The sequence below is a fragment of the Pseudomonas sp. GD03903 genome (assembly GCF_029840045.1).
Taxonomy (GTDB): Bacteria; Pseudomonadota; Gammaproteobacteria; order Pseudomonadales; family Pseudomonadaceae; genus Pseudomonas; species Pseudomonas pseudonitroreducens.
This window is the reverse complement of record NZ_JAOCBT010000003.1, coordinates 254,763-275,461: the sequence shown is the minus strand read 5'-3', so window position 1 is coordinate 275,461 and position 20,699 is coordinate 254,763. Positions and strand designations below refer to the sequence as shown.

At 65.0% G+C, this 20,699-nt stretch carries 16 protein-coding genes; 9 read left to right on the top strand and 7 right to left on the bottom strand.

The genetic code is table 11. The features are described 5' to 3' along the window. Positions 1-243: 243 nt before the first annotated feature. From N5C91_RS06140 to N5C91_RS06125, 4 genes are all read right to left on the bottom strand, one after another. Positions 244-1,020: an amino acid ABC transporter ATP-binding protein gene (locus tag N5C91_RS06140; RefSeq protein ID WP_205337154.1), complete on the bottom strand. Its 777-nt coding sequence runs from the start codon at positions 1,018-1,020 to the stop codon at positions 244-246. A 12-nt stretch (positions 1,021-1,032) separates the two neighbouring features. Further along, positions 1,033-2,130, bottom strand: a complete 1,098-nt coding sequence (locus N5C91_RS06135; protein ID WP_236174231.1) for an amino acid ABC transporter permease — start codon at positions 2,128-2,130, stop codon at positions 1,033-1,035. Between the two features lie 12 nt (positions 2,131-2,142). Next, positions 2,143-3,327 carry an amino acid ABC transporter permease gene (locus N5C91_RS06130; protein ID WP_279828514.1) on the bottom strand — a complete coding sequence of 395 codons (1,185 nt, stop codon included), beginning with the start codon at positions 3,325-3,327 and terminating at the stop codon, positions 2,143-2,145. A 117-nt stretch (positions 3,328-3,444) separates the two neighbouring features. Continuing rightward, the gene (locus N5C91_RS06125; RefSeq protein WP_236174233.1) at positions 3,445-4,473 is read right to left on the bottom strand and encodes an amino acid ABC transporter substrate-binding protein; all 1,029 of its coding nucleotides are present in this window, start codon (positions 4,471-4,473) and stop codon (positions 3,445-3,447) included. 513 nt (positions 4,474-4,986) lie between these two features. On the opposite strand from N5C91_RS06125, the gene N5C91_RS06120 reads away from it, so the two are divergent. The 9 genes from N5C91_RS06120 (at position 4,987) to N5C91_RS06080 (ending at position 16,812) form a co-directional block, all read left to right on the top strand. Further along, positions 4,987-5,640 carry an alpha/beta fold hydrolase gene (locus tag N5C91_RS06120; RefSeq protein ID WP_236199443.1) on the top strand — a complete coding sequence of 218 codons (654 nt, stop codon included), beginning with the start codon at positions 4,987-4,989 and terminating at the stop codon, positions 5,638-5,640. 31 nt (positions 5,641-5,671) lie between these two features. After that, positions 5,672-7,564, top strand: a complete 1,893-nt coding sequence (locus tag N5C91_RS06115; RefSeq protein ID WP_279828485.1) for an acyl-CoA synthetase — start codon at positions 5,672-5,674, stop codon at positions 7,562-7,564. A 151-nt stretch (positions 7,565-7,715) separates the two neighbouring features. Further along, on the top strand, positions 7,716-8,654 hold the full coding sequence (locus N5C91_RS06110; protein WP_236174236.1) for a GGDEF domain-containing protein: 939 nt from the start codon (positions 7,716-7,718) through the stop codon (positions 8,652-8,654). Positions 8,655-8,728: 74 nt separating this feature from the next. Next, on the top strand, positions 8,729-9,886 hold the full coding sequence (locus N5C91_RS06105; protein WP_279828482.1) for a dipeptidase: 1,158 nt from the start codon (positions 8,729-8,731) through the stop codon (positions 9,884-9,886). A gap of 96 nt (positions 9,887-9,982) precedes the next feature. Further along, a complete protein-coding gene (gene rhlB, locus N5C91_RS06100; protein WP_236199441.1) occupies positions 9,983-11,542 on the top strand; it encodes an ATP-dependent RNA helicase RhlB in 1,560 nt (519 codons plus the stop codon). Positions 11,543-11,875: 333 nt separating this feature from the next. Then, the gene (locus N5C91_RS06095) at positions 11,876-13,834 is read left to right on the top strand and encodes a methyl-accepting chemotaxis protein (RefSeq protein ID WP_279828480.1); all 1,959 of its coding nucleotides are present in this window, start codon (positions 11,876-11,878) and stop codon (positions 13,832-13,834) included. A gap of 173 nt (positions 13,835-14,007) precedes the next feature. Continuing rightward, positions 14,008-14,955 (top strand): ornithine cyclodeaminase family protein, encoded by a 948-nt coding sequence (locus N5C91_RS06090; protein WP_279828479.1) that lies wholly within the window; start codon positions 14,008-14,010, stop codon positions 14,953-14,955. A gap of 13 nt (positions 14,956-14,968) precedes the next feature. Further along, positions 14,969-16,099: an FAD-binding oxidoreductase gene (locus N5C91_RS06085; RefSeq protein ID WP_279828478.1), complete on the top strand. Its 1,131-nt coding sequence runs from the start codon at positions 14,969-14,971 to the stop codon at positions 16,097-16,099. An 89-nt stretch (positions 16,100-16,188) separates the two neighbouring features. Next, positions 16,189-16,812, top strand: coding sequence for a transcriptional regulator (locus N5C91_RS06080; RefSeq protein WP_236199437.1), 624 nt, complete (start codon positions 16,189-16,191; stop codon positions 16,810-16,812). 585 nt (positions 16,813-17,397) lie between these two features. Here N5C91_RS06080 and N5C91_RS06075 read toward each other — a convergent pair. The 3 genes from N5C91_RS06075 to N5C91_RS06065 form a co-directional block, all read right to left on the bottom strand. Next, a complete protein-coding gene (locus N5C91_RS06075; RefSeq protein ID WP_236174264.1) occupies positions 17,398-18,192 on the bottom strand; it encodes an ABC transporter substrate-binding protein in 795 nt (264 codons plus the stop codon). Between the two features lie 539 nt (positions 18,193-18,731). Further along, entirely contained in the window at positions 18,732-19,718 is a 987-nt protein-coding gene (gene moaA, locus N5C91_RS06070) for a GTP 3',8-cyclase MoaA (protein ID WP_279828475.1), read from the bottom strand. 115 nt (positions 19,719-19,833) lie between these two features. Then, positions 19,834-20,652, bottom strand: coding sequence for a peptidylprolyl isomerase (locus N5C91_RS06065; RefSeq protein ID WP_279828473.1), 819 nt, complete (start codon positions 20,650-20,652; stop codon positions 19,834-19,836). Between the last annotated feature and the right edge of the window lie 47 nt (positions 20,653-20,699).

The following is a 20,699-nucleotide window of genomic DNA, read 5'->3' as shown; positions in this document are numbered from 1 at the left end:
TGGGAACACCGATCCGACGGCCGAGTTCAGCCGGCTTTTGGCGATGCGCACCTTGTTGCGGTGGTGTCGGCAGCATACGCCGTTGCGCCGGGGGCTCGCCATCGCGGGAGACGAGCGTGAGGGGATGAAGATTTGCGGTGCGGCATCATGACTCTGTAGGAGCGAGCTTGCTCGCGAACAGCCTGGCATCCAAGTAGCCGGGAAATCCGTTCGCGAGCAAGCTCGCTCCTACGAAGAGCTTTATCAATGCAGGATCTGGCTGAGGAACAGCTTGGTGCGGTCCGACTGCGGGTTGTCGAAGAACTGGTCCGGCGGCGCCTGCTCGACGATCTCGCCCTTGTCCATGAAGATCACCCGGTTCGCCACGGTACGCGCGAACCCCATCTCGTGGGTCACGCAGAGCATGGTCATGCCGCTCTGCGCCAGCCCGATCATGGTGTCGAGCACTTCCTTGACCATCTCCGGGTCGAGCGCCGAGGTGGGTTCGTCGAACAGCATGATCTTCGGCTTCATGCACAGCGCACGGGCGATCGCCACGCGCTGCTGCTGGCCGCCGGACAGCTGGCCGGGGAACTTGTGGGCCTGCTCCGGGATGCGTACGCGCTCAAGATAATGCATGGCGACTTCCTCGGCCTGGCGCTTGGGCATCTTGCGCACCCACATCGGCGCCAGGGTGCAGTTCTGCAGCACGGTCAGGTGCGGGAACAGATTGAAATGCTGGAACACCATGCCAACTTCGCTGCGGATTGCCTCGATCTGCTTGAGGTCGTTGGTCAGTTCGGTACCGTCAACCACGATGCTGCCCTGCTGGTGCTCCTCCAGGCGGTTGATGCAGCGAATGGTGGTCGACTTGCCCGAGCCGGACGGCCCGCAGAGCACGATGCGCTCGCCCTGCTTGACCTCCAGGTTGATGTCCTTGAGCACGTGGAACTGGCCGTACCACTTGTTCACGCCCTTCATGGTGATCATCACGTGATCGCCGATGGCCGGCTGCGCGGTCTTGTTGGTGGCTTCAGACATGATGAATCGCTCCTAACGCTTATGGCCCGTGTCCAGCTTGTGCTCCAGATGCATGGAGTAGCGGGACATGCCGAAACAGAAAACCCAGTAGACGACCGCGGCGAACACATAGCCCTCGGTGGCCATGCCCAGCCAGGCCGGGTCCGCGGTGGCGCGCTTGATGCTATTCAGGAAGTCGAACAGGCCGATGATGATCACCAGGCTGGTGTCCTTGAACAGCGCAATGAAGGTGTTGACGATGCCGGGGATCACCAGCTTGAGCGCCTGCGGCAGGATCACCAGGCCCATGGTCCGCCAGTAGCCCAGGCCCATGGCGGCCGCGGCTTCGTACTGTCCTTTCGGGATGGCCTGCATGCCGCCGCGCACCACCTCGGCGATATACGCGGCCTCGAACAGCACCACCATCACCATCGCGCGCAGCAGCTTGTCGAGGTTCATGCCTTCGGGCAGGAACAGCGGCAGCATCACCGAGGACATGAACAGCACGGTGATCAGCGGCACACCGCGCCAGAACTCGATGGTGGTGACGCAGATGACCTTGATCGCCGGCATCTTCGAGCGCCGCCCCAGCGCCAGCAGGATACCCAGCGGCATCGCCCCGCAGATGCCGACCGCGGCGATCACCACGGTGAGCATCAGGCCGCCCCAGGCGCTGGTCGGCACGGTTTCCAGGCCGAGGAAGCCACCATGCAGCAGCCAGTAGGCCACGATCGGCAGCGCCACGAGGAAGCCCAGGCCGTACTTCACCTTGTAGGCGAAGCGCTTGAGGAACAGCGGCGCCGCGCCGAACACCACGAACAGCACGGTGAGGTCCACGCGCCAGCGCAGTTCCTCGGGGTAGAAGCCGTACATGAATTGGCCGAAACGCGAGCCGATGAACACCCAGCAGGCGCCCTCGCGGGAGCAATCGGCGCGGGTGCTGCCGGTCCAGTCGGCCTTGATGATCGCCCACTCCAGCAGCGGCGGCAGGATCAGCCAGACCAGGTAGATACCGACCAGCGTCAGCAGCGTGTTGAACCAGCTGGAGAACAGGTTGGCGCGCAACCAGGCAAGTACACCGACGCTCATCGCCGGTGGCGGCAGGTCGGGCTTGAAGGTATGAGTTGTCATGATCTGCTTCCCCTACCGCTCGACCAGCGCGATGTGCTTGTTGTACCAGTTCATCAACAGCGAAATGCTGATGCTGATGGCCAGGTACACGCTCATGGTGATGGCCATGGTCTCGATGGCCTGGCCGGTCTGGTTGAGCACCGTGCCGGCGAACAGCGAGACCATGTCCGGATAGCCGATGGCGGCGGCCAGCGAGGAGTTCTTCGCCAGGTTCAGGTACTGGCTGGTGAGCGGTGGAATGATCACCCGCAACGCCTGCGGGATGATCACCAGGCGCAGCGTCTGCCCCGGGCGCAAGCCGAGGGAACCGGCGGCTTCGGTCTGGCCGTGGCTGACCGCCTGAATGCCGGCACGCACCGTTTCGCCGATGAAGGCGGCGGTGTAGACCGACAACGCCAGAACGATCGACACCAGTTCCGGGATCACCACCCAGCCGCCACGGAAGTTGAAGCCCTGCAGCACCGGCACGTCCCAGTGGAACGGCGCACCGGCCACCAGCGACACCAGGCCTGGCAGCACGATCAGTAGCGCCAGGCCACTGACGAACACCGGGAAGGCCTTGCCGGTGGCATGGCGGCGGGCCCTGGCCCACCGCCAGAGCACTGCCCAGCCGACCAGCGCCAGGACCACCGCAACGATGAACGGGCCGAGGCCGTCTGCGGCGATCGGCGCGGGCATCTGCAGGCCGCGATTGTTGACGAAGAACAGGCCGCCGAAGCTGATGCTCTGCCGCGGGTTCGGCAGCGGGCCGAGCACGGCGAAGTACCAGAAGAAGATCTGCAGCAGCGGCGGGATGTTGCGGAAGGTCTCGATGTACAGGGTCGCCAGCTTGCGGATCAGCCAGTTGGGCGACAGCCGCGCCACGCCGAGGATGAAGCCGAGGATGGTGGCGAAGAAGATGCCCACCACCGTGACCAGCAGCGTGTTCAGCAGGCCGACCATGAACACCCGTCCGTAGGTGTCGCTTTCGCTGTAGTCGATCAGGTGCTGGGAGATGCCGAAGCCGGCGCTGTGGTCGAGGAAGCCGAAGCCGGACTGAATGCCGCGATGGGCGAGGTTGGTCTGGGTATTGTCGAAGAGGAACCAGCCAACCGCCACGACGAAGATGACGGCGAGGATCTGGAATGCCCAGCCGCGCACGACGGGATCGTTGAGCGATATCCCCCGTGGACGCTGGGCCTTGACGGAATTCTGCATGTAAGCCCTCTCGCAAACCCGGCGGCCGGGCACGGGCTACGCCCGCGACCGCCCACTGGGCTTCACGTCGTTCGAAACAGTCCGGCGCCCAGACTCCGGGCGCCGGAACGGGTCAGGTCAGCGCACCGGCGGTGCGTACTGCAGACCACCCTTGTTCCACTGGGCGTTGAGGCCACGCTTGATCTTCAGCTCGCTGCCGTCGCCGACGTTGCGGTCGAAGATCTCGCCGTAGTTACCCACTTGCTTGACGATCTGCACCGCCCAGTCCTTGGGCAGCTTGAGGTCCTTGCCGTAGTCACCTTCGGCGCCGAGCAGACGCGCGACGTCCGGGTTCTTGGTGCTCTTGGCCTGTTCCTCGACGTTCTTCGAGTTGATGCCCAGTTCCTCGGCGTTGAGCATTGCGAAGAGCGTCCAGCGGGCGATGTCGAACCATTCCTCGTCACCCTGACGCACGGCCGGGCCGAGGGGCTCCTTGGAGATCACTTCGGGCAGCACCACGTAGTCATCCGGCGCTGCCAGCTTGATGCGCTGGGCGTAGAGCTGCGACTGGTCGGAGGTCAGCACGTCGCATCGGCCGGACTCCAGCGACTTGGCGCTCTCGTCGGAGGTGTCGTAGGTGATGGGGGTGTACTTGAGATTGTTGGAGCGGAAGTAGTCGGACAGGTTGAGCTCGGTGGTGGTGCCGGCCTGGATGCAGACGGTGGCGCCGTCGAGTTCCTTGGCGCTGGAAACGCCAAGCTTCTTGTTCACCAGGAAGCCCTGGCCGTCGTAGTAGGTCACGCCGACGAAGTTCAGGCCCATGGCGCTGTCGCGGGAACTGGTCCAGGTGGTGTTGCGCGAAAGAATGTCGATCTCGCCGGACTGCAACGCGGTGAAGCGCTCCTTGGCGGTCAGCGGGCTGTACTTGACCTTGCTGGCGTCGCCGAACACGGCCGCCGCCACGGCGCGGCAGACATCCACGTCGATGCCCTTGTACTGGCCCTTGGCGTCGGCATACGAGAAGCCGGGAAGACCGTCACTGATACCGCACTGCACGTAGCCTTTCTTCTTCACAGCATCCAGGGTCGCGCCGGCATGGGCGAGCCCACTGATGCCGAACACGGCGGCGGTGGTCAGCACTGCCAGGGTGGATTTCACCATCTTCATCGATCTTCTCCGTTGCTTTTTTAGTGTTTTGGAGTCCCGGTTCCACCGCCGTACCCTCGTGAGGCACCAGCAAGACAACAAACGGGATGGAGACCTGAAAGTGAGTCTAGACGGCCTGCGAAAAATCCTTCGCCGAGCCGCGAACACACCTTCGAGCGCGCAGGTCTTGCGCGCTGGAACGGGTCATCAAGGGATCATTGCGTGAAGGCGAAGGCCCGCCGCACCGACTGTTGACCGCAGCCGGCACGACGGGCCCTGAAGCAGCCCAAGGCTTTCGTGGCGCCACTTCCGGTACAGCTTTCCGGATGGGGTCGGTAGAGTGTTACCGGAAGTGGGGCCGCACGGCCTGCCAGTAGCGATAGCAAGGGACGTACCAGCCCGGGAACATCCGTGCAATTTCGTGCAGTCAAGTCCCACAAGTTATGGCCATGCGACATCTTCTTGCATCGCCCCTCTGCCCTTTCCCAAGCGCGGCGCCCCTTCCTAGAGCGCCTGCCCCATCCTGGAGCCTCCATGACCCAGCCCCTGATCCTCGAACCCGCCCAAAGCGCCGACTCCTGCGTCATTTGGTTGCACGGCCTGGGCGCCGACCGTTACGACTTCGAGCCGGTAGCACAGATGCTGCAACGCAGCTTCACCTCGACGCGCTTCATCCTTCCGCAAGCGCCGACCCGCCCGGTCACCGTGTTCAACGGCATGCCCGCGCCGAGCTGGTACGACATCCTCGCCATGGCCCCGGCGCGCGCCATCGACGAAGCCCAGCTGGAAGCCTCGGCCGACAGCGTGATCGCGCTGATCCAGGGGCAGATCGACCAGGGCATCGTCGCCAAGCGCATCATCCTCGCCGGTTTCTCCCAGGGCGGCGCGGTGGTGCTGCATACCGGCTACCTGCGCTGGGACGGCGAACTGGGCGGGGTCATGGCCCTCTCCACCTATGGCCCGACATTCAGCGAAGGCATAAGCCTGCCGGCTACAAAAAGACAACTGTCCGCGCTTTGCCTGCATGGCACTTTCGATGACGTGGTGCTGCCCGCCATGGGCCGCGCCGCCTACGATTTCCTGCAGGCCAACGAGGTGCCCGCGCAGTGGCGCACCTACCCGATGAGCCACGAAGTGAGCAACGAGGAACTCGGCGATATCGGCGCCTGGCTGCGGGAGCGCCTGTGATCCCCTGACCCTGCGGAGAACAAGAAGAAGCATGAACGCCCCGATCAGCAGCCTGCGTGATGTCGAAGCCCTGGAACAGGTCCCGTTGCAAGACCGCGACCTGCCGCCCAACACCTATGAACTGCTGCGCCGTTCCGCCCGGCAGTTCGGCCCGTCCACCGCCCTGACCTTCCTGCTGCAGGGCTCGGCGGCCGAAGAGCCGCTCAAGGTCAGCTACGAGCAGTTGTTCGCCCGCGTTACCCAGGCGGCGAACGCCTTCCATCGCCTCGGCGTGCGGCCGGACACCTCGGTGTCGTTCCTGCTGCCCAACCTGCCGCAGACCCACTACGTGATCTGGGGTGGCGAGGCAGCGGGGATCGTCAACGCGATCAACCCGCTGCTCGACCCCGAACACATCGCCGAACTGGTGCGCGCCGCCAACTCCCGCGTGCTGGTTACCCTGGCACCCTTCCCCGGCACCGACCTCTGGGACAAGGTGGCCGCCCTGCGCGACCACCTGCCCGAGCTCAACGCCATCGTCACCGTCGATATCGCCAACCTGCTGCCCGAGCCACAGCGTTCGGCGATCAGATCAGCGCGCGGTGCCCTGCCGGACGGCGTGCTGGACTTCGACGAACTGCTCGCCCAGTGCCCGGACGATCACCTGGAAAGCGGCCGCGTGATCGCCCCGGACGACGTTGCCTCGTATTTCCACACCGGCGGCACCACCGGCACGCCCAAGCTCGCACCGCACAGCCATTTCAACGAAGTGGCAATGGCCGAGATCATGGGCCTGAATTCCGATTATGACGGCCACGACGTGCTGCTCTGCGGCCTGCCACTGTTCCACGTCAACGGCGTGATGGTCAGCGGCCTGGCACCGTTCATGCGCGGTGGCGAAGTGCTGCTGGCCGGCCCCCAGGGCTACCGCAATCCCACCCTGATCCAGGACTTCTGGAAGCTGGTGGAGCGCTACAAGGTCACCAGTTTCAGCGGCGTGCCGACCATCTATGCCGCCCTGCTGCAGGTACCCAGCGAAGGCCGTGACCTCTCCAGCCTGCGCTTCGCCCTGTGCGGCGCCGCGCCCATGCCGGTGGAGCTGATTCGCCAGTTCGAGGCGAAGACGGGCCTGAAAGTCATCGAAGGCTATGGCATGACCGAAGGCACCTGCGGCACCAGTTGCAACCCGCGCGGCGGTGAACGCCGGCCCGGCTCCATCGGCCTGCGCCTGCCCTACTGCGAGCTGAAATCGGTGATCCTCGACGGCGACGGCCAGTACCTGCGCGACGCCGCCGTGGATGAAATCGGCAACATCTGCCTGCGCGGCCCCACCGTATTCAAGGGCTACCTGCAAGCCAGCAAGAACAAGGACATCTGGGTCGACGGCGACTGGTTCAACACCGGCGACCTGGGCCGCATCGACGCCGACGGCTACATCTGGCTCACCGGCCGCAGCAAGGACCTGATCATCCGTGGCGGCCACAACATCGATCCGCAGATGATCGAGGAAGCCCTGCACTGCCATCCCGCCGTGGCCATGGCCGCCGCCGTGGGCAAACCCTGCCCGAAAGCCGGCGAGCTGCCCGTGGTGTACATCCAGCTCAAGCCGGGCATGCGGGCGAGCGAGGCGGAGCTGCTGGAACACGCCGCCCGGCACATTCCCGAGCGCGCGGCGGTCCCCAAGGACGCCTGGCTGCTGGACGCCATCCCGGTCACCGCGGTGGGCAAGACCTTCAAGCCGGCTCTGCGCCTGGATGCCATTCGTCGCGTGCTCGAGGACGAAACCCGGCACCTCGCCCCGCCCCCGCGCGTCGAGGTGGTCGCCGATGACCGTCATGGGCAGAAAGCACGTGTCTTCGTTGGCGGCCTCGACCTAGACTCACGCGCCGCACTGGCCGACCGCCTGGGGGGTTATGCCGTGCACGTGGAGCTGCTGGAAAGCTGATGAAACACCCGGCCGACCGCCGGTCGGCCGGGTCTGGCTGCGAATTGCCAGTACTCAAATCTGACTAATACTGATGGCTCAATGTGCGAAGAGGACTACAGGGAGAGTCAGTCGTGCACATCATCAGCCGCCATCCGACTTCCGCTGCGCCATGAAAGCCGCGCAGTGGAACGAGGACATACGCCAACTCCAGCACCTGCGCCTGTTCCAGAATGTGGCCGCGGGTCACCTGCAGCAATTGCTGAAGGATTTCCGCGCCTGTGAACTGGAGCGCGGCGAAATCCTGCTGTCGCCATTCAACCGCAATCACTTCCTCTATATGGTTCTCTCCGGGCACCTGACGGTGTACCTGGGCTCTCTGGACAACCAGCCGGTGAGCACCCTGCATCCGGGCGACTGTGCCGGCGAGATCAGCTTCATCGACAGCGACCACCCTTCGGCCTACGTCGTCGCCAGCGAACCGACCACCGTGCTGCGCCTGCATCGCGAGGCGCTGATCGGCCTGTTCGAGCACTCCCCGCAGGTCATGCAGAACCTCCTCTCGGTACTCTGCGAGCGCGTTCGCGAAGGCAACCGGATCATTCTCGACACCGAGCAGAACGCCAACATCGACACCCTCACCGGGCTGTTCAACCGGCGCTGGCTGGAGCACATCTACGACCGCGAAAGCACGCGCTGCGCGTTCAACGAACAGCCCATGTGCATGCTCATGCTCGATGTCGACCACTTCAAGAATTACAACGACGAACACGGCCACCTGGCTGGCGACTATGCGCTCTGCCTGGTCGCCCACACCCTGCGCAGCCAGTTGCGGCCCAAGGACAGCATGGCGCGCTATGGCGGCGAGGAGTTCGTCATCCTCCTGCCGGAAATCGCCATCGACGAAGCCCGGCGCATCGGCAACCGCCTGCGCCAGAGCCTGGAGCACGTCGCCTCCTTCTATTCACCCGTCGGCATCCTGCCGGGCGTCACCGTGTCCCTGGGCCTGGCCGAGATGGACATCCAGGAAAACCTGCCGAGCCTGATCCTGCGCGCCGACGGCGCCCTCTACCAGGCCAAGCAGAAGGGCCGCAACTGCCTCTGCGGCTGACCTCCCACCGCACTGGCCCGTCTGTTAGATTCCCCCAGCGAAAACACCAATAACAACAAAGCTGGGAAGCTGACATGCGCAAACTGCTGATCGTCCTGCTCATCCTGCTGGCCGTTGGCCTCGGGATCTTCTTCAACCTGCCGGGCTACATGGACCGGAAGATGAACACCGTGGCCAGCCCGCCGCCCTACCCCGCTTCGCCGCAGGCCCAGGCGCTGCACCAGACGCTGTTCGTCGCCGACCTGCACGACGATGCCCTGCTCTGGGACCGCAACCTGCTCGACCGCCACGACCACGGCCATACCGACCTGCCGCGCCTGCTCGAAGGCCATGTCGGCCTGCAGGTATTCTCCACCGTCACCAAGACCCCGCGCGGCCTGAACTACGAGAGCAACAGCGCCGACAGCGACAACATAACCCCGCTGGTCATCGCCCAGCGCTGGCCGGCGCGCACCTGGAACAGCCTGCTCGAGCGCGCCCTGTATCAGGGCGAACTTCTCGACAAGGCCGCCGCCGACAGCCAGGGCAAGCTCACCCTGATCCGCAGCCGCGATGACCTGACCCGCTACCTCGCTGCCTGGCAGCAGGACCCCAAGCGCGTCGCCGGCGTGCTCGCCACCGAAGGCCTGCACCCGTTGGAAGGCAAGCTGGAGAACATCGACCGCATGTACGACGCGGGTTTCCGCATCATGGGCCTGACCCACTTCTTCGATAACGAAGTCGGCGGCTCCGCCCACGGCCTGAAGAAAGGCGGGCTGACCGAGTTCGGCCGCCAGGTCATCCCGCGTCTGGAAGAAAAGAAAATGCTGATCGACCTGGCCCACGCCTCGCGTCCGCTGATCGACGACGTGCTGGCAATCGCCAAGCGCCCGCTGATCGTCTCCCACACCGGTGTCGCAGGCACCTGTCCCGGCCCGCGCAACCTGACCGACGCGCACCTGCGCGGCATCGCCAACACCGGCGGGGTAATCGGCATCGGCTATTGGGATGGCGCGGTCTGCGAGACGTCCGTGGAGGCCATCGTCAAGGCGATGCGCTACGCGGCCGATAAAGTAGGTGTCGAGCACGTCGCGCTGGGCTCTGATTTTGACGGCGCGGTGAACGCGCCCTTCGACACCACCGGCCTGGCACAGCTGACCCAAGGCCTGGCGAAGGCCGGTTTCAGCGACCAGGACATCGCCGCAATCATGGGCGGCAACGTCCGCCGGCTGCTGCTGGAGAGCCTTCCGTAAGCCAAGTCAATAGGCAAGATGCCCCTGGCACTTCGCCCTGCGGGCATCTTGCATTACACTGGCGGCCGTTCATTCCTTAACCAACACGAGACAGCCGTGCTTAAAGCACTCAAGAAAATCTTCAGCAAGGGCGACGGCGAGCAACCCGTAGCCACGCCAGCGGCCCCCGCTCCCGCCGCAGAAAAGCCCGCCCAGAGCGGTGAGAAACGTCCGCGCAAACCCCGCAACCCGCGCCCCGAAGGCGACTCCGCCGAGAAACCGGCCCGCGGCCCGAAGAGCGACAAACCCCGCGCCGAGCGTTCCGACAAAGGTGAACGTGGCGAAAAACGCGACCAGGCAGCCAAGGCCGAGCCGGCAAAGACTGAAGGCGCCGACAAGCCCCGCGAGCCCAGGGCCGACCGCCCCCGCCGTGAACGCAAGCCGCGCCCGCCGGTGGTCGACAACTGGAAGCTGGAAGACTTCGTGGTCGAGCCAGCCGAAGGCAAGACCCGTTTCCACGACTTCAACCTCGACCCGCGTCTGATGCACGCCATCCATGACCTGGGCTTCCCCTACTGCACACCGATCCAGGCGCAGGTACTGGGCTTCACCCTGCGCGGCCAGGATGCCATCGGTCGCGCCCAAACCGGCACCGGCAAGACCGCTGCGTTCCTCATCTCGATCATCACCCAGTTGCTGCAGACCCCGCCGCCGAAAGAGCGCTACATGGGCGAGCCCCGCGCGCTGATCATCGCGCCGACCCGCGAGCTGGTGGTGCAGATCGCCAACGACGCGCTCGGCCTGGCCAAGTACACCGGCCTGAACGTGATGAGCTTCGTCGGTGGCATGGACTTCGACAAACAGCTCAAGACCCTGGAATCGCGCTTCTGCGACATCCTGGTCGCTACTCCGGGCCGCCTGCTGGACTTCAACCAGCGCGGCGAAGTGCACCTGGACATGGTCGAGGTGATGGTGCTCGACGAAGCCGACCGCATGCTCGACATGGGCTTCATCCCGCAGGTCCGCCAGATCATCCGCCAGACTCCGTACAAGGGCGAACGCCAGACCCTGCTGTTCTCCGCCACCTTCACCGACGACGTGATGAACCTGGCCAAGCAGTGGACCGTCGACCCGGCCATCGTCGAGATCGAGCCGGAGAACGTCGCCAGCGATACCGTCGAGCAGCACGTCTATGCCGTTGCCGGCAGCGACAAGTACAAGCTGCTGTACAACCTGATCGCGCAGAACGACTGGACCCGCGTGATGGTCTTCGCCAACCGCAAGGACGAGGTGCGCCGCATCGAGGAACGCCTGACCAAGGACGGCATCAGCGCCGCCCAGATGTCCGGCGACGTGCCGCAGCACAAGCGCATCAAGGTCCTGGAAGGCTTCCGCGAGGGCAAGATCCGCGTCCTGGTGGCCACCGACGTCGCCGGCCGCGGCATCCACGTCGACGGCATCAGCCACGTGATCAACTTCACCCTGCCCGAAGACCCGGACGACTACGTGCACCGCATCGGCCGTACCGGCCGCGCCGGCAGCACCGGTACCTCGATCAGCTTCGCCGGCGAGGACGATGCCTTCGCCCTGCCGCCGATCGAGGAGCTGCTGGGCCGCAAGATCAACTGCGAAATGCCGCCCACCGAGCTGCTCAAGCCGGTTCCGCGCAAGCACTGATCGAGTACTGCACCAGCTTTCTGCTCCAAAACAAGGCGAAGCCACCCGGCTTCGCCTTTTTTGTTTCCATCGGCGTTACGTCCGGTGACGCCTCCTCCTCTCCTCCGCTGAAACACACGCCGGTCCCCGCGCCAGAGCCTCGCGTTTTTCCCGCCGGACCCGCTGGGACGACCGTACGGGATTCCCCGCAAACAATGGCACCGCGCCATCCCTGTCACGAAATCAGCCCCGCCCCGGCCATTTCTGCTCAGTTTTATTTACAGACGTAAAAAAATTCGCACGCTTCTTGCAAAGCACGCGAGAACAATTCCAAGAACTCGTCGGAATCCTCCCATGCCCTTGCGCGCCAAACTTGCTCTGAGTTTCCTCTCGGTCGGCCTGATCCCCGTACTGGTGATGGCCATCGTGGTCTATCTCCAGGCCAGCCGAGCCCTCGAAGAACAAAGCCTGAATGCCCTGGAGGCGGTCGCCAGCATCAAGCAGCGGCAGTTGATGGACGCCTGGAAGGCCCGCAACGACCAGCTCAGCAGCCTCGCCACCAACCTGGGCAGCAACTACGCCGGGCTGGACAGCGAATCCCTGGTCACCACCGCCAACTACGACCGCCCGGTGTTCGAGAACTTCATCAAGACCTTCGGCTACCGCGAGCTGCGCCTGGTGGCCGGTGACGGCAAGGTGGTGTTCAGCCTCGGCCGCGGCGTCGACTACCAGCAGAACATCGGTGATCCGCAATGGCGCGACACCGCTTTCGGCAAATTCATCCGCACCGCGCTGGACAGCGGCAAGGCCAGCATCAGCGACCTGGAGCAGGCGCCCAACGACCAGCAGCCGGTGCAATGGCTGGCCGCACCGATCAAGGACAACGGCAAGCTGCAACTGCTGCTGGTGCTGGAACTGCCGCTGGCGGCGATCAACGAAGTGATGCAGAACCGCCAGGGCCTGGGCGAAGCCGGGGAAACCTACCTGGTGGGCGGCGACGGCAGCCTGCGCTCGGATTCGGTGCGCTTCGCTGATCACCACGTGCGCCGCGACAAGGAAAGCCCCGCTCCCATGCCCGGCGAGGCCATCGCCAAAGCCCTGGCCGGTGAACAGGGCCGGCTCACCGAGGCCGGCCTGAGCAACGAACCGGCGCTGAAGTCCTTCGTCCCGCTGAACCTCGACGGCCTGCACTGGGCGCTGGTGGCGGAGATGGATCAGGCCCAGGCCTTCGCCCCGGTGCGCAAGCTGATGTGGCAGATCCTCGTGCTCGGCCTGCTGACCCTGGTGGGGGTGGCCGCCGGCACCTGGCTGGTCAGCCGCAGCGTAATGCGCCCGCTGGGCGGTGAACCGGCCAGCATGGCGGCGCTGGCCCAGCGCCTGGCCAGCGGCGAGCTGCGCCTGAGCGATGACGCCAGCGCCAGCAGTGGCCTGATGCAGGCGCTGCGCGAGATGACCAGCGCCTGGCGCCAGGTCGTCGAGCGCCTGCGCCAGGCCAGCGAAGCGGTAGGCGACGCCAGCGGCGACATCCTCGACGCCGCCGGACGCACCAGCAATCACCTCGACCAACAGCAGGAAGCACTGGAAATGGTGGTCAGCGCCGTCGACCAGATGGCCGCCACCGTGCAGGAAATCGCCGGCAGCGCCAGCCGCAGTGCCGACGGCAGCGCCGCCGCGCGCCAGGCCTTCGTCGCCATGCAGAGCACCCTGCAGCACATGATCGGCCGTCAGGACCAACTGCTGGTCGGCCTGCGCCAGGCTGACGGCGTGGTGCAGACCCTGGCCGGCGAAAGCCAGCAGATCGGCTCCGTGCTGGACGTGATCCGCTCGATCGCCGAACAGACCAACCTGCTCGCCCTCAATGCCGCTATCGAGGCCGCCCGTGCCGGCGAAGCGGGCCGTGGTTTCGCCGTGGTCGCCGACGAGGTACGCAGCCTCGCCCAGCGCACCCGCAGCGCCACCGACGAGATCGTCGCCATCGTCGGCAGCCTGGGCGATTCGTCCGTCCAGGCACAGTCGAGCATGCACGGTGCCAGCGAACAGGCCCACACCCTGGAGCACGACACCCAGGCCGTGCTGGAAGCCCTCGGCGCGCTCGATGAGTCCCTGCAGGGCGTGCACGCCATGGCCTTCCAGATTGCCGCCGCCGCCGAACAGCAGGCCGCGACGACCCAGGAAGTGAACCAGCACATGCACCGCCTGAGCGACATGACCGTGGAAAACCGCAAGACCGCCGCGCACACTCGCGACTGCGGCGAGCACCTGCGCCGCGTGGCCGGCAGCCAGGAAGAGCTGGTAGCGCAGTTCAAGCTGTAACGCCCCCTGTAGGAGCGAGCTTGCTCGCGATCGCATTTTGCCGGAGGTTCCGGTGCCGCGCGGTTCGCGAGCACGCTCGCTCCTACAGGGGTAGCCCATCCGACCACCCGCGCTTGTCGATAAAGACAATAGAGTCCAGAATGGAAAAATAAATCCACATCTGGAGCTTCGCCATGTCCGCCGCCACGCCCTTCACCCTCAACCAGGCCGACGCCGAACGCCTGCTCGAACAGGTCGATGTGCTCCAGGCCATGCGCGAGATGTTCGTCGAACTGGCCGCTGGCAGCGCCGTGCAGCCCGCGCAGCAACTGGTGGAATTCCCCAACGGCGGCGGCGACTTCATCAACTACCTGGGCGTGCTGGCCTCGCAGAAGGTCTACGGCGTGAAGACCTCGCCGTACATCGTGCGCCAGCCCAAGTCGCTGGTCACCGCGTGGAGCCTGCTGATGTCCATGGAGAGCGGCCAGCCGCTGCTGCTGTACAACGCCGGCAGCCTGACCACCGCGCGCACCGCTGCCACCACCGCCCTGGCGGTGCAGGAACTGGCCCGCCCGGACGCCAAACGCCTGGCCATCATCGGCAGCGGCCCGGTCGCTCGTGCGCATCTGCGCTACGTCGCCGGCCTGCGTGACTGGCAGAGCATCCGCGTCTACTCGCCGAACCTGAACGCCAGCGTGCTGGCCCAGTTCGGCGCTATCGATTGCCGCGCGGAACCCGCTACCAGTGTCGAAGCCGCGGTGGCCGATGCCGATGTGGTGCTGCTGTGCACCTCCTCCGGAACCCCAGTGCTCGACCCGGCGATCCTCAGCAAACCCGCGCTGATCACCTCCATCAGCACCAACGTCGCCCGTGCCCACGAATTGCCGCCACAGTCGCTGTCGCAGATGGACGTGTACTGCGACTACCGCGCCACCACCCCGGCCTCCGCTGGCGAAATGCGTCTGGCCCACGACGAGCACGGCTGGGATGGCAACATCCGCGGCGACCTGCCGGAGCTGGTCAGCGGCCAGGCGGCCAAGCCGGACTACCAGCGCCACGCCTTCTTCCGCTCCATCGGCCTGGGCCTGGAAGACGTCGCCCTGGCCAATGCGCTCTACCATCTCCAGACCAAGCACGCCTGAGGCGGAGACGAACATGATCGAAGTCGACTTCCTCATCATCGGCGGCGGTATCGCCGGCGCCTCCACCGGCTACTTCCTCTCCCGCCAAGGCAAGGTCGCCGTGCTGGAGCGCGAGTCCCACGCCGGCTACCACTCCACCGGTCGCTCGGCGGCGCTCTACACCGTTGCCTACGGCACGCCGCAGGTCCGTGCGCTGACCGCCGCCAGCCGTGCCTTCTTCGACAATCCGCCGGAGGGCTTCGTCGAGCACCCGATCCTCACCCCGCGCGGCGAGATGACCGTGGACTTCGAAGGCAACCCGGAAGAGCTCCAGCGCCAGTACGACAGCGCCCGCGACAGTGTGCCGGAAATGCGCCTGCTGGATGCCGACGAAGCCTGCGCCATCGTCCCCGTGCTGCGCCGCGAGAAAGTCCACGGCGCAATGCTCGACCCCAGCGCCGCCGACATTGACACCGACGGCCTGCTGCAAGGCTACCTACGCGGCATACGCCGCAATGGCGGCAGCGTGCAACTGGACAGCGAAGCACTGGAAATCAGCCGCATCGATGGTGCCTGGGAAGTGCGCTGCGCGCAGCAGACCTACCGCGCCCCCGTACTGGTCAACGCTGCTGGCAGCTGGTCCGACAAGATCGCCGAGCTGGCCGGTGCCGCCCCACTGGGCCTGATCCCCAAGCGCCGCGCTGCCTTCCTGTTCAGCCCGCCGGAGGGCGTGGACAGCCACGCCTGGCCGGTGCTGGTGAGCCTGGACGAATCCTTCTACTTCAAGCCCGATGCCGGCATGCTGCTCGGCTCGCCGGCCAACGCCGACCCGGTGGAACCCCACGACGTGCAGCCCGAAGAGCTGGATATCGCAATGGGCATCTACCAGATCGAGGAACACACCACCCTCAGCATCCGCCGTCCGAGCCACACCTGGGCCGGCCTGCGCTCGTTCTTCGCCGACGGCGACCTGGTATCCGGCTACGACCCGGCCACGCCGGGCCTCTATTGGGTCGCCGGCCAGGGCGGCTACGGCATCCAGACCTCGGCGGCGATGGGTGAAGCCAGCGCCGCGCTGATCCGCCATGCAGCGCTGCCCGAGCACCTGACTCGCCACGGCCTGACTGCCGAGATGCTCTCCCCGGCACGCCTGCTGGCCAAGTGAGCCGCCGCCCGTGACAGCCCGCGGGCGCTTGCGGCACACTCGCCAGCGCCCGCTCCATCGCCCGTCTCATCGCCCCGAGAGCCTTGCCCATGACCGCTGCTGATCCGCTGGACAACTACAAGGCCATCGCCGATGCCATCGCCGCGCTGTTCTTCCCCCACGCCGAAGTGGTCATCCACGACCTGCGTAACCAGCGCGTGGCCTACCTGGCGAACAACATTTCCAAGCGCGAGATCGGCGATGATTCCGCGCTGGAGGACATGCTCGAAGGCGGCAGTGAGGAGCGCAACATCGGCCCCTACGAGAAGCTCAACTGGGACGGCCAGAAGATCCGCTCCATCAGCAGCGTGCTGCGCGATGCCAGGGGCGAGCCGCTGGCGGTGCTGTGCATCAACCTCAACATCACGCTGTTCGAGACCGCCAAGGCGGCGCTGGACCTGTTCCTCTCCTCCAGCAAGGTCATCCCGCAGCCGGACGCGCTGTTCCGCGACGACTGGCAGGAGCGCATCAATACCTTCCTGCATGGTTGGCTGCAGCAGCGCCAGCTGAGCCTGTCCACCCTCAGCCGCGACCATAAGCGCGAACTGGTCCTGGCCCTGCACGCCGAAGGTGCATTCAAGGGCAAGAGCGCGGCGAACTATGTGGCCAACGTGCTGAACATGGGCCGGGCGACGGTGTACAAGCACCTGAAGGAGTTGAAGGAGGAGGTGTGAGCCGACTTCTTCCGCGCTTTTCGCTCCGGTTCGCGAGCAAGCTCGCTCCTACAGTCCTCCGTAATGCGCGGTGCGCTCTTCGTAGGAGCGAGCTTGCTCGCGAACCTCACTTTGGCTTTTAAAAATCTTCCAGAGAAACGTCCGCACGCGCCGAATGCCCCGTTCAGGAGGCATCGTTGAAGCGGAGTTTCAGTGGTTGAGCGACATGGATGTCGCGAGAGCGGCGATGGGCCAGGGATGGCCCTTCGCCGCGTGCCCCTGAAACTTCGCTTCAGCGAGGGTATTTTTCGCCCCAAGCGAAAAACCGGATGTCCGGGGCAAGACTTTTTGGTTCCTTTTGTGGCGTTTGACAAAAGGGACTCGCCCGAGGGGCGAAACAAGAAATCTCCGAACACGCCGAAGCGGCGCGAAACACCATCCCCGGCAAGAGCCAGAGTGCGGGACAGCATGGGTATCGCTTCGCTCCACCCGTCCTACGAAAGCGGCTCTGAAGCGGCGGCAGAGTGAGGTTCGCGAGCAAACTCGCTCCTACGAAAAGCAAGAAGGCCGCCCGAAGGCGGCCTTTTCCAGGACTCGACGAAAAGATCAGTCCCCGTAGATATCGCTCTTGAAGTACTTGCCTTCGATTTCCTTGTACTTGCCATTGGCACGCAGCGCGTCGATGGCGGCGTTGAGTTGGCCGACCAGTTCGGTGTTGCCCTTGCGCACCGCGATGCCGGCGCCTTCGCCGAAGTATTTCGGGTCCTTGAATTCCGGACCGATGAAGGCGAAGCCCTTGCCGCGCGGGGTTTCCAGGAAGCCGATCTCCAGCGGGATGGAGTCTGCGAAAGTACCGTCCAGGCGACCGGCCAGCAGATCCAGGTAGATCTCGTCCTGGCTGGTGTAGCGCACCACGTTGGCGCCGGCCTTGCCAAGTACCTCGGTGGCGAAGCGGTCAGCAGTGGAGCCGCGCTGCACGCCGATGTTCTTGCCCTTGAGCTGGCTGAACTGCTCGTCCAGCTGCGAGCCTTCCTTCATCACCAGGCGGCCTGGGGTGAAGTAGTACTTGTGGGTGAAGTCCACCGAATGCTTGCGCTCCTCGGTGATGGTGATCGAGGACAGCGCGGCATCGATCTTGCGCACCTTCAGCGAGGGAATCAGGCCATCGTATTCCTGCTCGACCCACTGGCACTTGCGCTTCATTTCTTCACACAGCGCATTGCCGATGTCGTAGTCGAAGCCGGCGATGCCGCCTTCGGGAGTCTTGTAGGCGAAGGGCGGGTATGCCGCTTCGATGCCGATGCGCAGCGGCTTGTCGTCGGCATGGGAGAGGGTGGCGAAAGCGGCCAGCATCAGGCCGCCCAGCAGGGCTTTGCGATTCATCGATGAACTCCGTGGCATGTTCGGTGGCAGGGCCGGGCGGCCGGCCGCTGCGTCTTGGCAGAGAAGTATCGGCATCTTGTGATTCGTCCAGGGGCGCAACGTGACACGTCGCAGCGGCATTGCCTTGCCCTGACCCAGGCGACCAGCTTGTTATCGTTCGTCCACGCGCGCTGGCGCGTAAACTTAAAATCCAATCTGGACTAAAAAGTACACAACGTCAATCGTCCTGCGACCGCACAGCGCACTCCCCTTTGCGCACCACTCGCTACTCCTTCGGAGGAATGTCGCGCGCCAGGCTCCCGCCTTAGTCTGGAAGCGTTCTGAAGCGATCCGAGGAGGATTCGAAACGATTCTTTCGCATGATTTACCGTAGCTTCCACGGTTATACCTTAGGCAAATGCCCGAAGCCCCCGCGATACGCTCATGTCGCAGGGGCTTTTCTTTTGTCCGGCGAAAAGATACAGAAACGGCGGATGACCACATCGTCATCCGCCGTTTCTGCGAGATAGGCAGGCAAGGCAAAAGGCGGGCAAGGTGCCCGCCGAGGGAGGTTGGCTTCAGCCGCCGCTGAGGTTCATGAAGCGCAGAACCTGCACATCGCCGACGCTGAACTCATGGCGGGCAGGCTTGCGTTGCAGGGCGCTACGGAGGGCTTCCAGGATCGGTTCGTCATGCACAGGGTGACGACGCAGGAGACCGCGCAGATCCAGGGAGTTCTCATGGCCCAGACACAGCAGCAGGCGCCCTTCGGCAGTCAGGCGCAGGCGATTGCAGGTCGAGCAGAAATTATGCGAGTGCGGCGAGATGAAGCCGATGCGCGTATTCGGATGTTGCGCCAGGCGCACGTAGCGCGCCGGACCACCGCTGTGCTCGGCACTGTCGAGCAGTTCGTGACGCCCGGCAATCAGTGCGCGGACTTCGTCGCTGGAGCAGAAGCTTTCTTCGCGCTCACGTCCCACCTGGCCCAGGGGCATTTCTTCGATGAAGCTGATGTCCAGCCCATGGGCGATGGCATAGTCCACCAACGCTGGGACCTCGTCGGCGTTGCGGCCTTTCATCACCACGCAGTTGAGCTTGATGTGCTCGAAACCGGCATTCTGCGCGGCGTCGATACCGCGCAGTACCTGTTCCAGGCGCCCGGTGCGGGTGATAGCGGCAAAACGCTCGGCATCAAGGGTGTCGAGACTGATGTTCAGGCGTGTCAGACCGGCGGCGCGCAGATCACCAGCCAACCGAACCAGCTGGGAGCCGTTGCTGGTCATGCACAGTTCACGCAACCCTGGCAGTGCGGCAAGGCGCTCGCAGAGATGGACGATGCCGGGGCGCACCAGCGGCTCGCCGCCGGTGAGGCGCAGCTTCTTGACCCCGCGCTCGACGAAGAGGCGCGCCACCCTTTCGATCTCTTCCAGGGTGAGCACCTGCTGGCGCGGCAGGAAGCGCATGTTCTCCGACATGCAGTAGACGCAGCGGAAATCGCAGCGATCGGTTACGGACAAGCGCAGATAGTCGATCTTGCGACCCTGGCCGTCGATCCATTCGGACATGGTGTTCACTCCGGCCGGCCTTCGTCATCCACGACGAGGGCCGATATTCATGGCCGTTTCCGAAGCCCCTCTCTCCTCCGGGGGAGGAATCGGGAGAGAGGGGTCCGGAACCGGTTCACTGCACCAGCGGCGACTCTGCGCTATCGAAGAGAAAGCCCTCGATCTTCGCCTCGCCGGCCAGCACGCTGATGTACTGGCTGACTGCGCGCTGCAGCACCTGGGCGCGCAAGTAGGCGGCGATGCGCGGGCGCGCCTCGGCAAACTCCAGTGGCTCGCCACCATCGCGCTCGATCAGCTCGACCACGTGCAGGCCGTAGCGACTCTCCAGCGGATGAGCGAGCAGGCCGGGTTGTTGTTGCAGCAGGCGTTTCTCGAACTCGGGGACGGTCTGCCCCGGCTCGATCCAGCCCAGATCACCGCCGTCCTCCTTGGATGGGCAATCGGAGAAGCGCATGGCTTTCTCGGCGAAACGCTCGGGATGTGCACGCAGTTCGGCGAGCAGTTCCTCGGCCTGTTCGCGGGCCTTGGCGCGGCCTTCCAGGTCGTCCGGCGCGCAACCCAGCAACACGTGGCGCAGGCGCATGCGCCAGGGCGCAGTCAGGCGGCTGGGGTTGGCTTCGTACCATTGGCGGCAGCTGGCTTCGTCAGCTTCGGGCACGCCGACCTCACGGTCGATCAGGGCGCGGATGCGCGCCTCTTCCGGGGCCTCGCCCTCCTCCGCGTCGGCCACAAGCCCCAGCGCGTCGGCGCGTTGCACCAGCAACTGGCGCACGACCAGCGCACGGCAGGCGGAGTACAGCGCCTCGGCGTGGCTGGAAGCGGGATGGTATTGCAGCTCGCGGGCCAGTTCGTCCTCGGCGATGGCGACGCCGTTGACTTCGATCTTCGGCAGCTCGACGTGTTCGACCTTGGCTTCGTAGTGGGAGCAACTCATTTTCGCTTACCTCCGGATGGCGGATAACGCCGGTGGCGTTATCCGCC

Bases quoted from the DNA above. Each gene is read 5' to 3' on its own strand.
- N5C91_RS06140 (WP_205337154.1), bottom strand. From the start codon at position 1,020: ATGTCTGAAGCCACCAACAAGACCGCGCAGCCGGCCATCGGCGATCAC.
- N5C91_RS06135 (WP_236174231.1), bottom strand. From the start codon at position 2,130: ATGACAACTCATACCTTCAAGCCCGACCTGCCGCCACCGGCGATGAGC.
- N5C91_RS06130 (WP_279828514.1), bottom strand. From the start codon at position 3,327: ATGCAGAATTCCGTCAAGGCCCAGCGTCCACGGGGGATATCGCTCAAC.
- N5C91_RS06125 (WP_236174233.1), bottom strand. From the start codon at position 4,473: ATGAAGATGGTGAAATCCACCCTGGCAGTGCTGACCACCGCCGCCGTG.
- N5C91_RS06120 (WP_236199443.1), top strand. From the start codon at position 4,987: ATGACCCAGCCCCTGATCCTCGAACCCGCCCAAAGCGCCGACTCCTGC.
- N5C91_RS06115 (WP_279828485.1), top strand. From the start codon at position 5,672: ATGAACGCCCCGATCAGCAGCCTGCGTGATGTCGAAGCCCTGGAACAG.
- N5C91_RS06110 (WP_236174236.1), top strand. From the start codon at position 7,716: ATGAAAGCCGCGCAGTGGAACGAGGACATACGCCAACTCCAGCACCTG.
- N5C91_RS06105 (WP_279828482.1), top strand. From the start codon at position 8,729: ATGCGCAAACTGCTGATCGTCCTGCTCATCCTGCTGGCCGTTGGCCTC.
- N5C91_RS06095 (WP_279828480.1), top strand. From the start codon at position 11,876: ATGCCCTTGCGCGCCAAACTTGCTCTGAGTTTCCTCTCGGTCGGCCTG.
- N5C91_RS06090 (WP_279828479.1), top strand. From the start codon at position 14,008: ATGTCCGCCGCCACGCCCTTCACCCTCAACCAGGCCGACGCCGAACGC.
- N5C91_RS06085 (WP_279828478.1), top strand. From the start codon at position 14,969: ATGATCGAAGTCGACTTCCTCATCATCGGCGGCGGTATCGCCGGCGCC.
- N5C91_RS06080 (WP_236199437.1), top strand. From the start codon at position 16,189: ATGACCGCTGCTGATCCGCTGGACAACTACAAGGCCATCGCCGATGCC.
- N5C91_RS06075 (WP_236174264.1), bottom strand. From the start codon at position 18,192: ATGCCACGGAGTTCATCGATGAATCGCAAAGCCCTGCTGGGCGGCCTG.
- moaA (WP_279828475.1), bottom strand. From the start codon at position 19,718: ATGTCCGAATGGATCGACGGCCAGGGTCGCAAGATCGACTATCTGCGC.
- N5C91_RS06065 (WP_279828473.1), bottom strand. From the start codon at position 20,652: ATGAGTTGCTCCCACTACGAAGCCAAGGTCGAACACGTCGAGCTGCCG.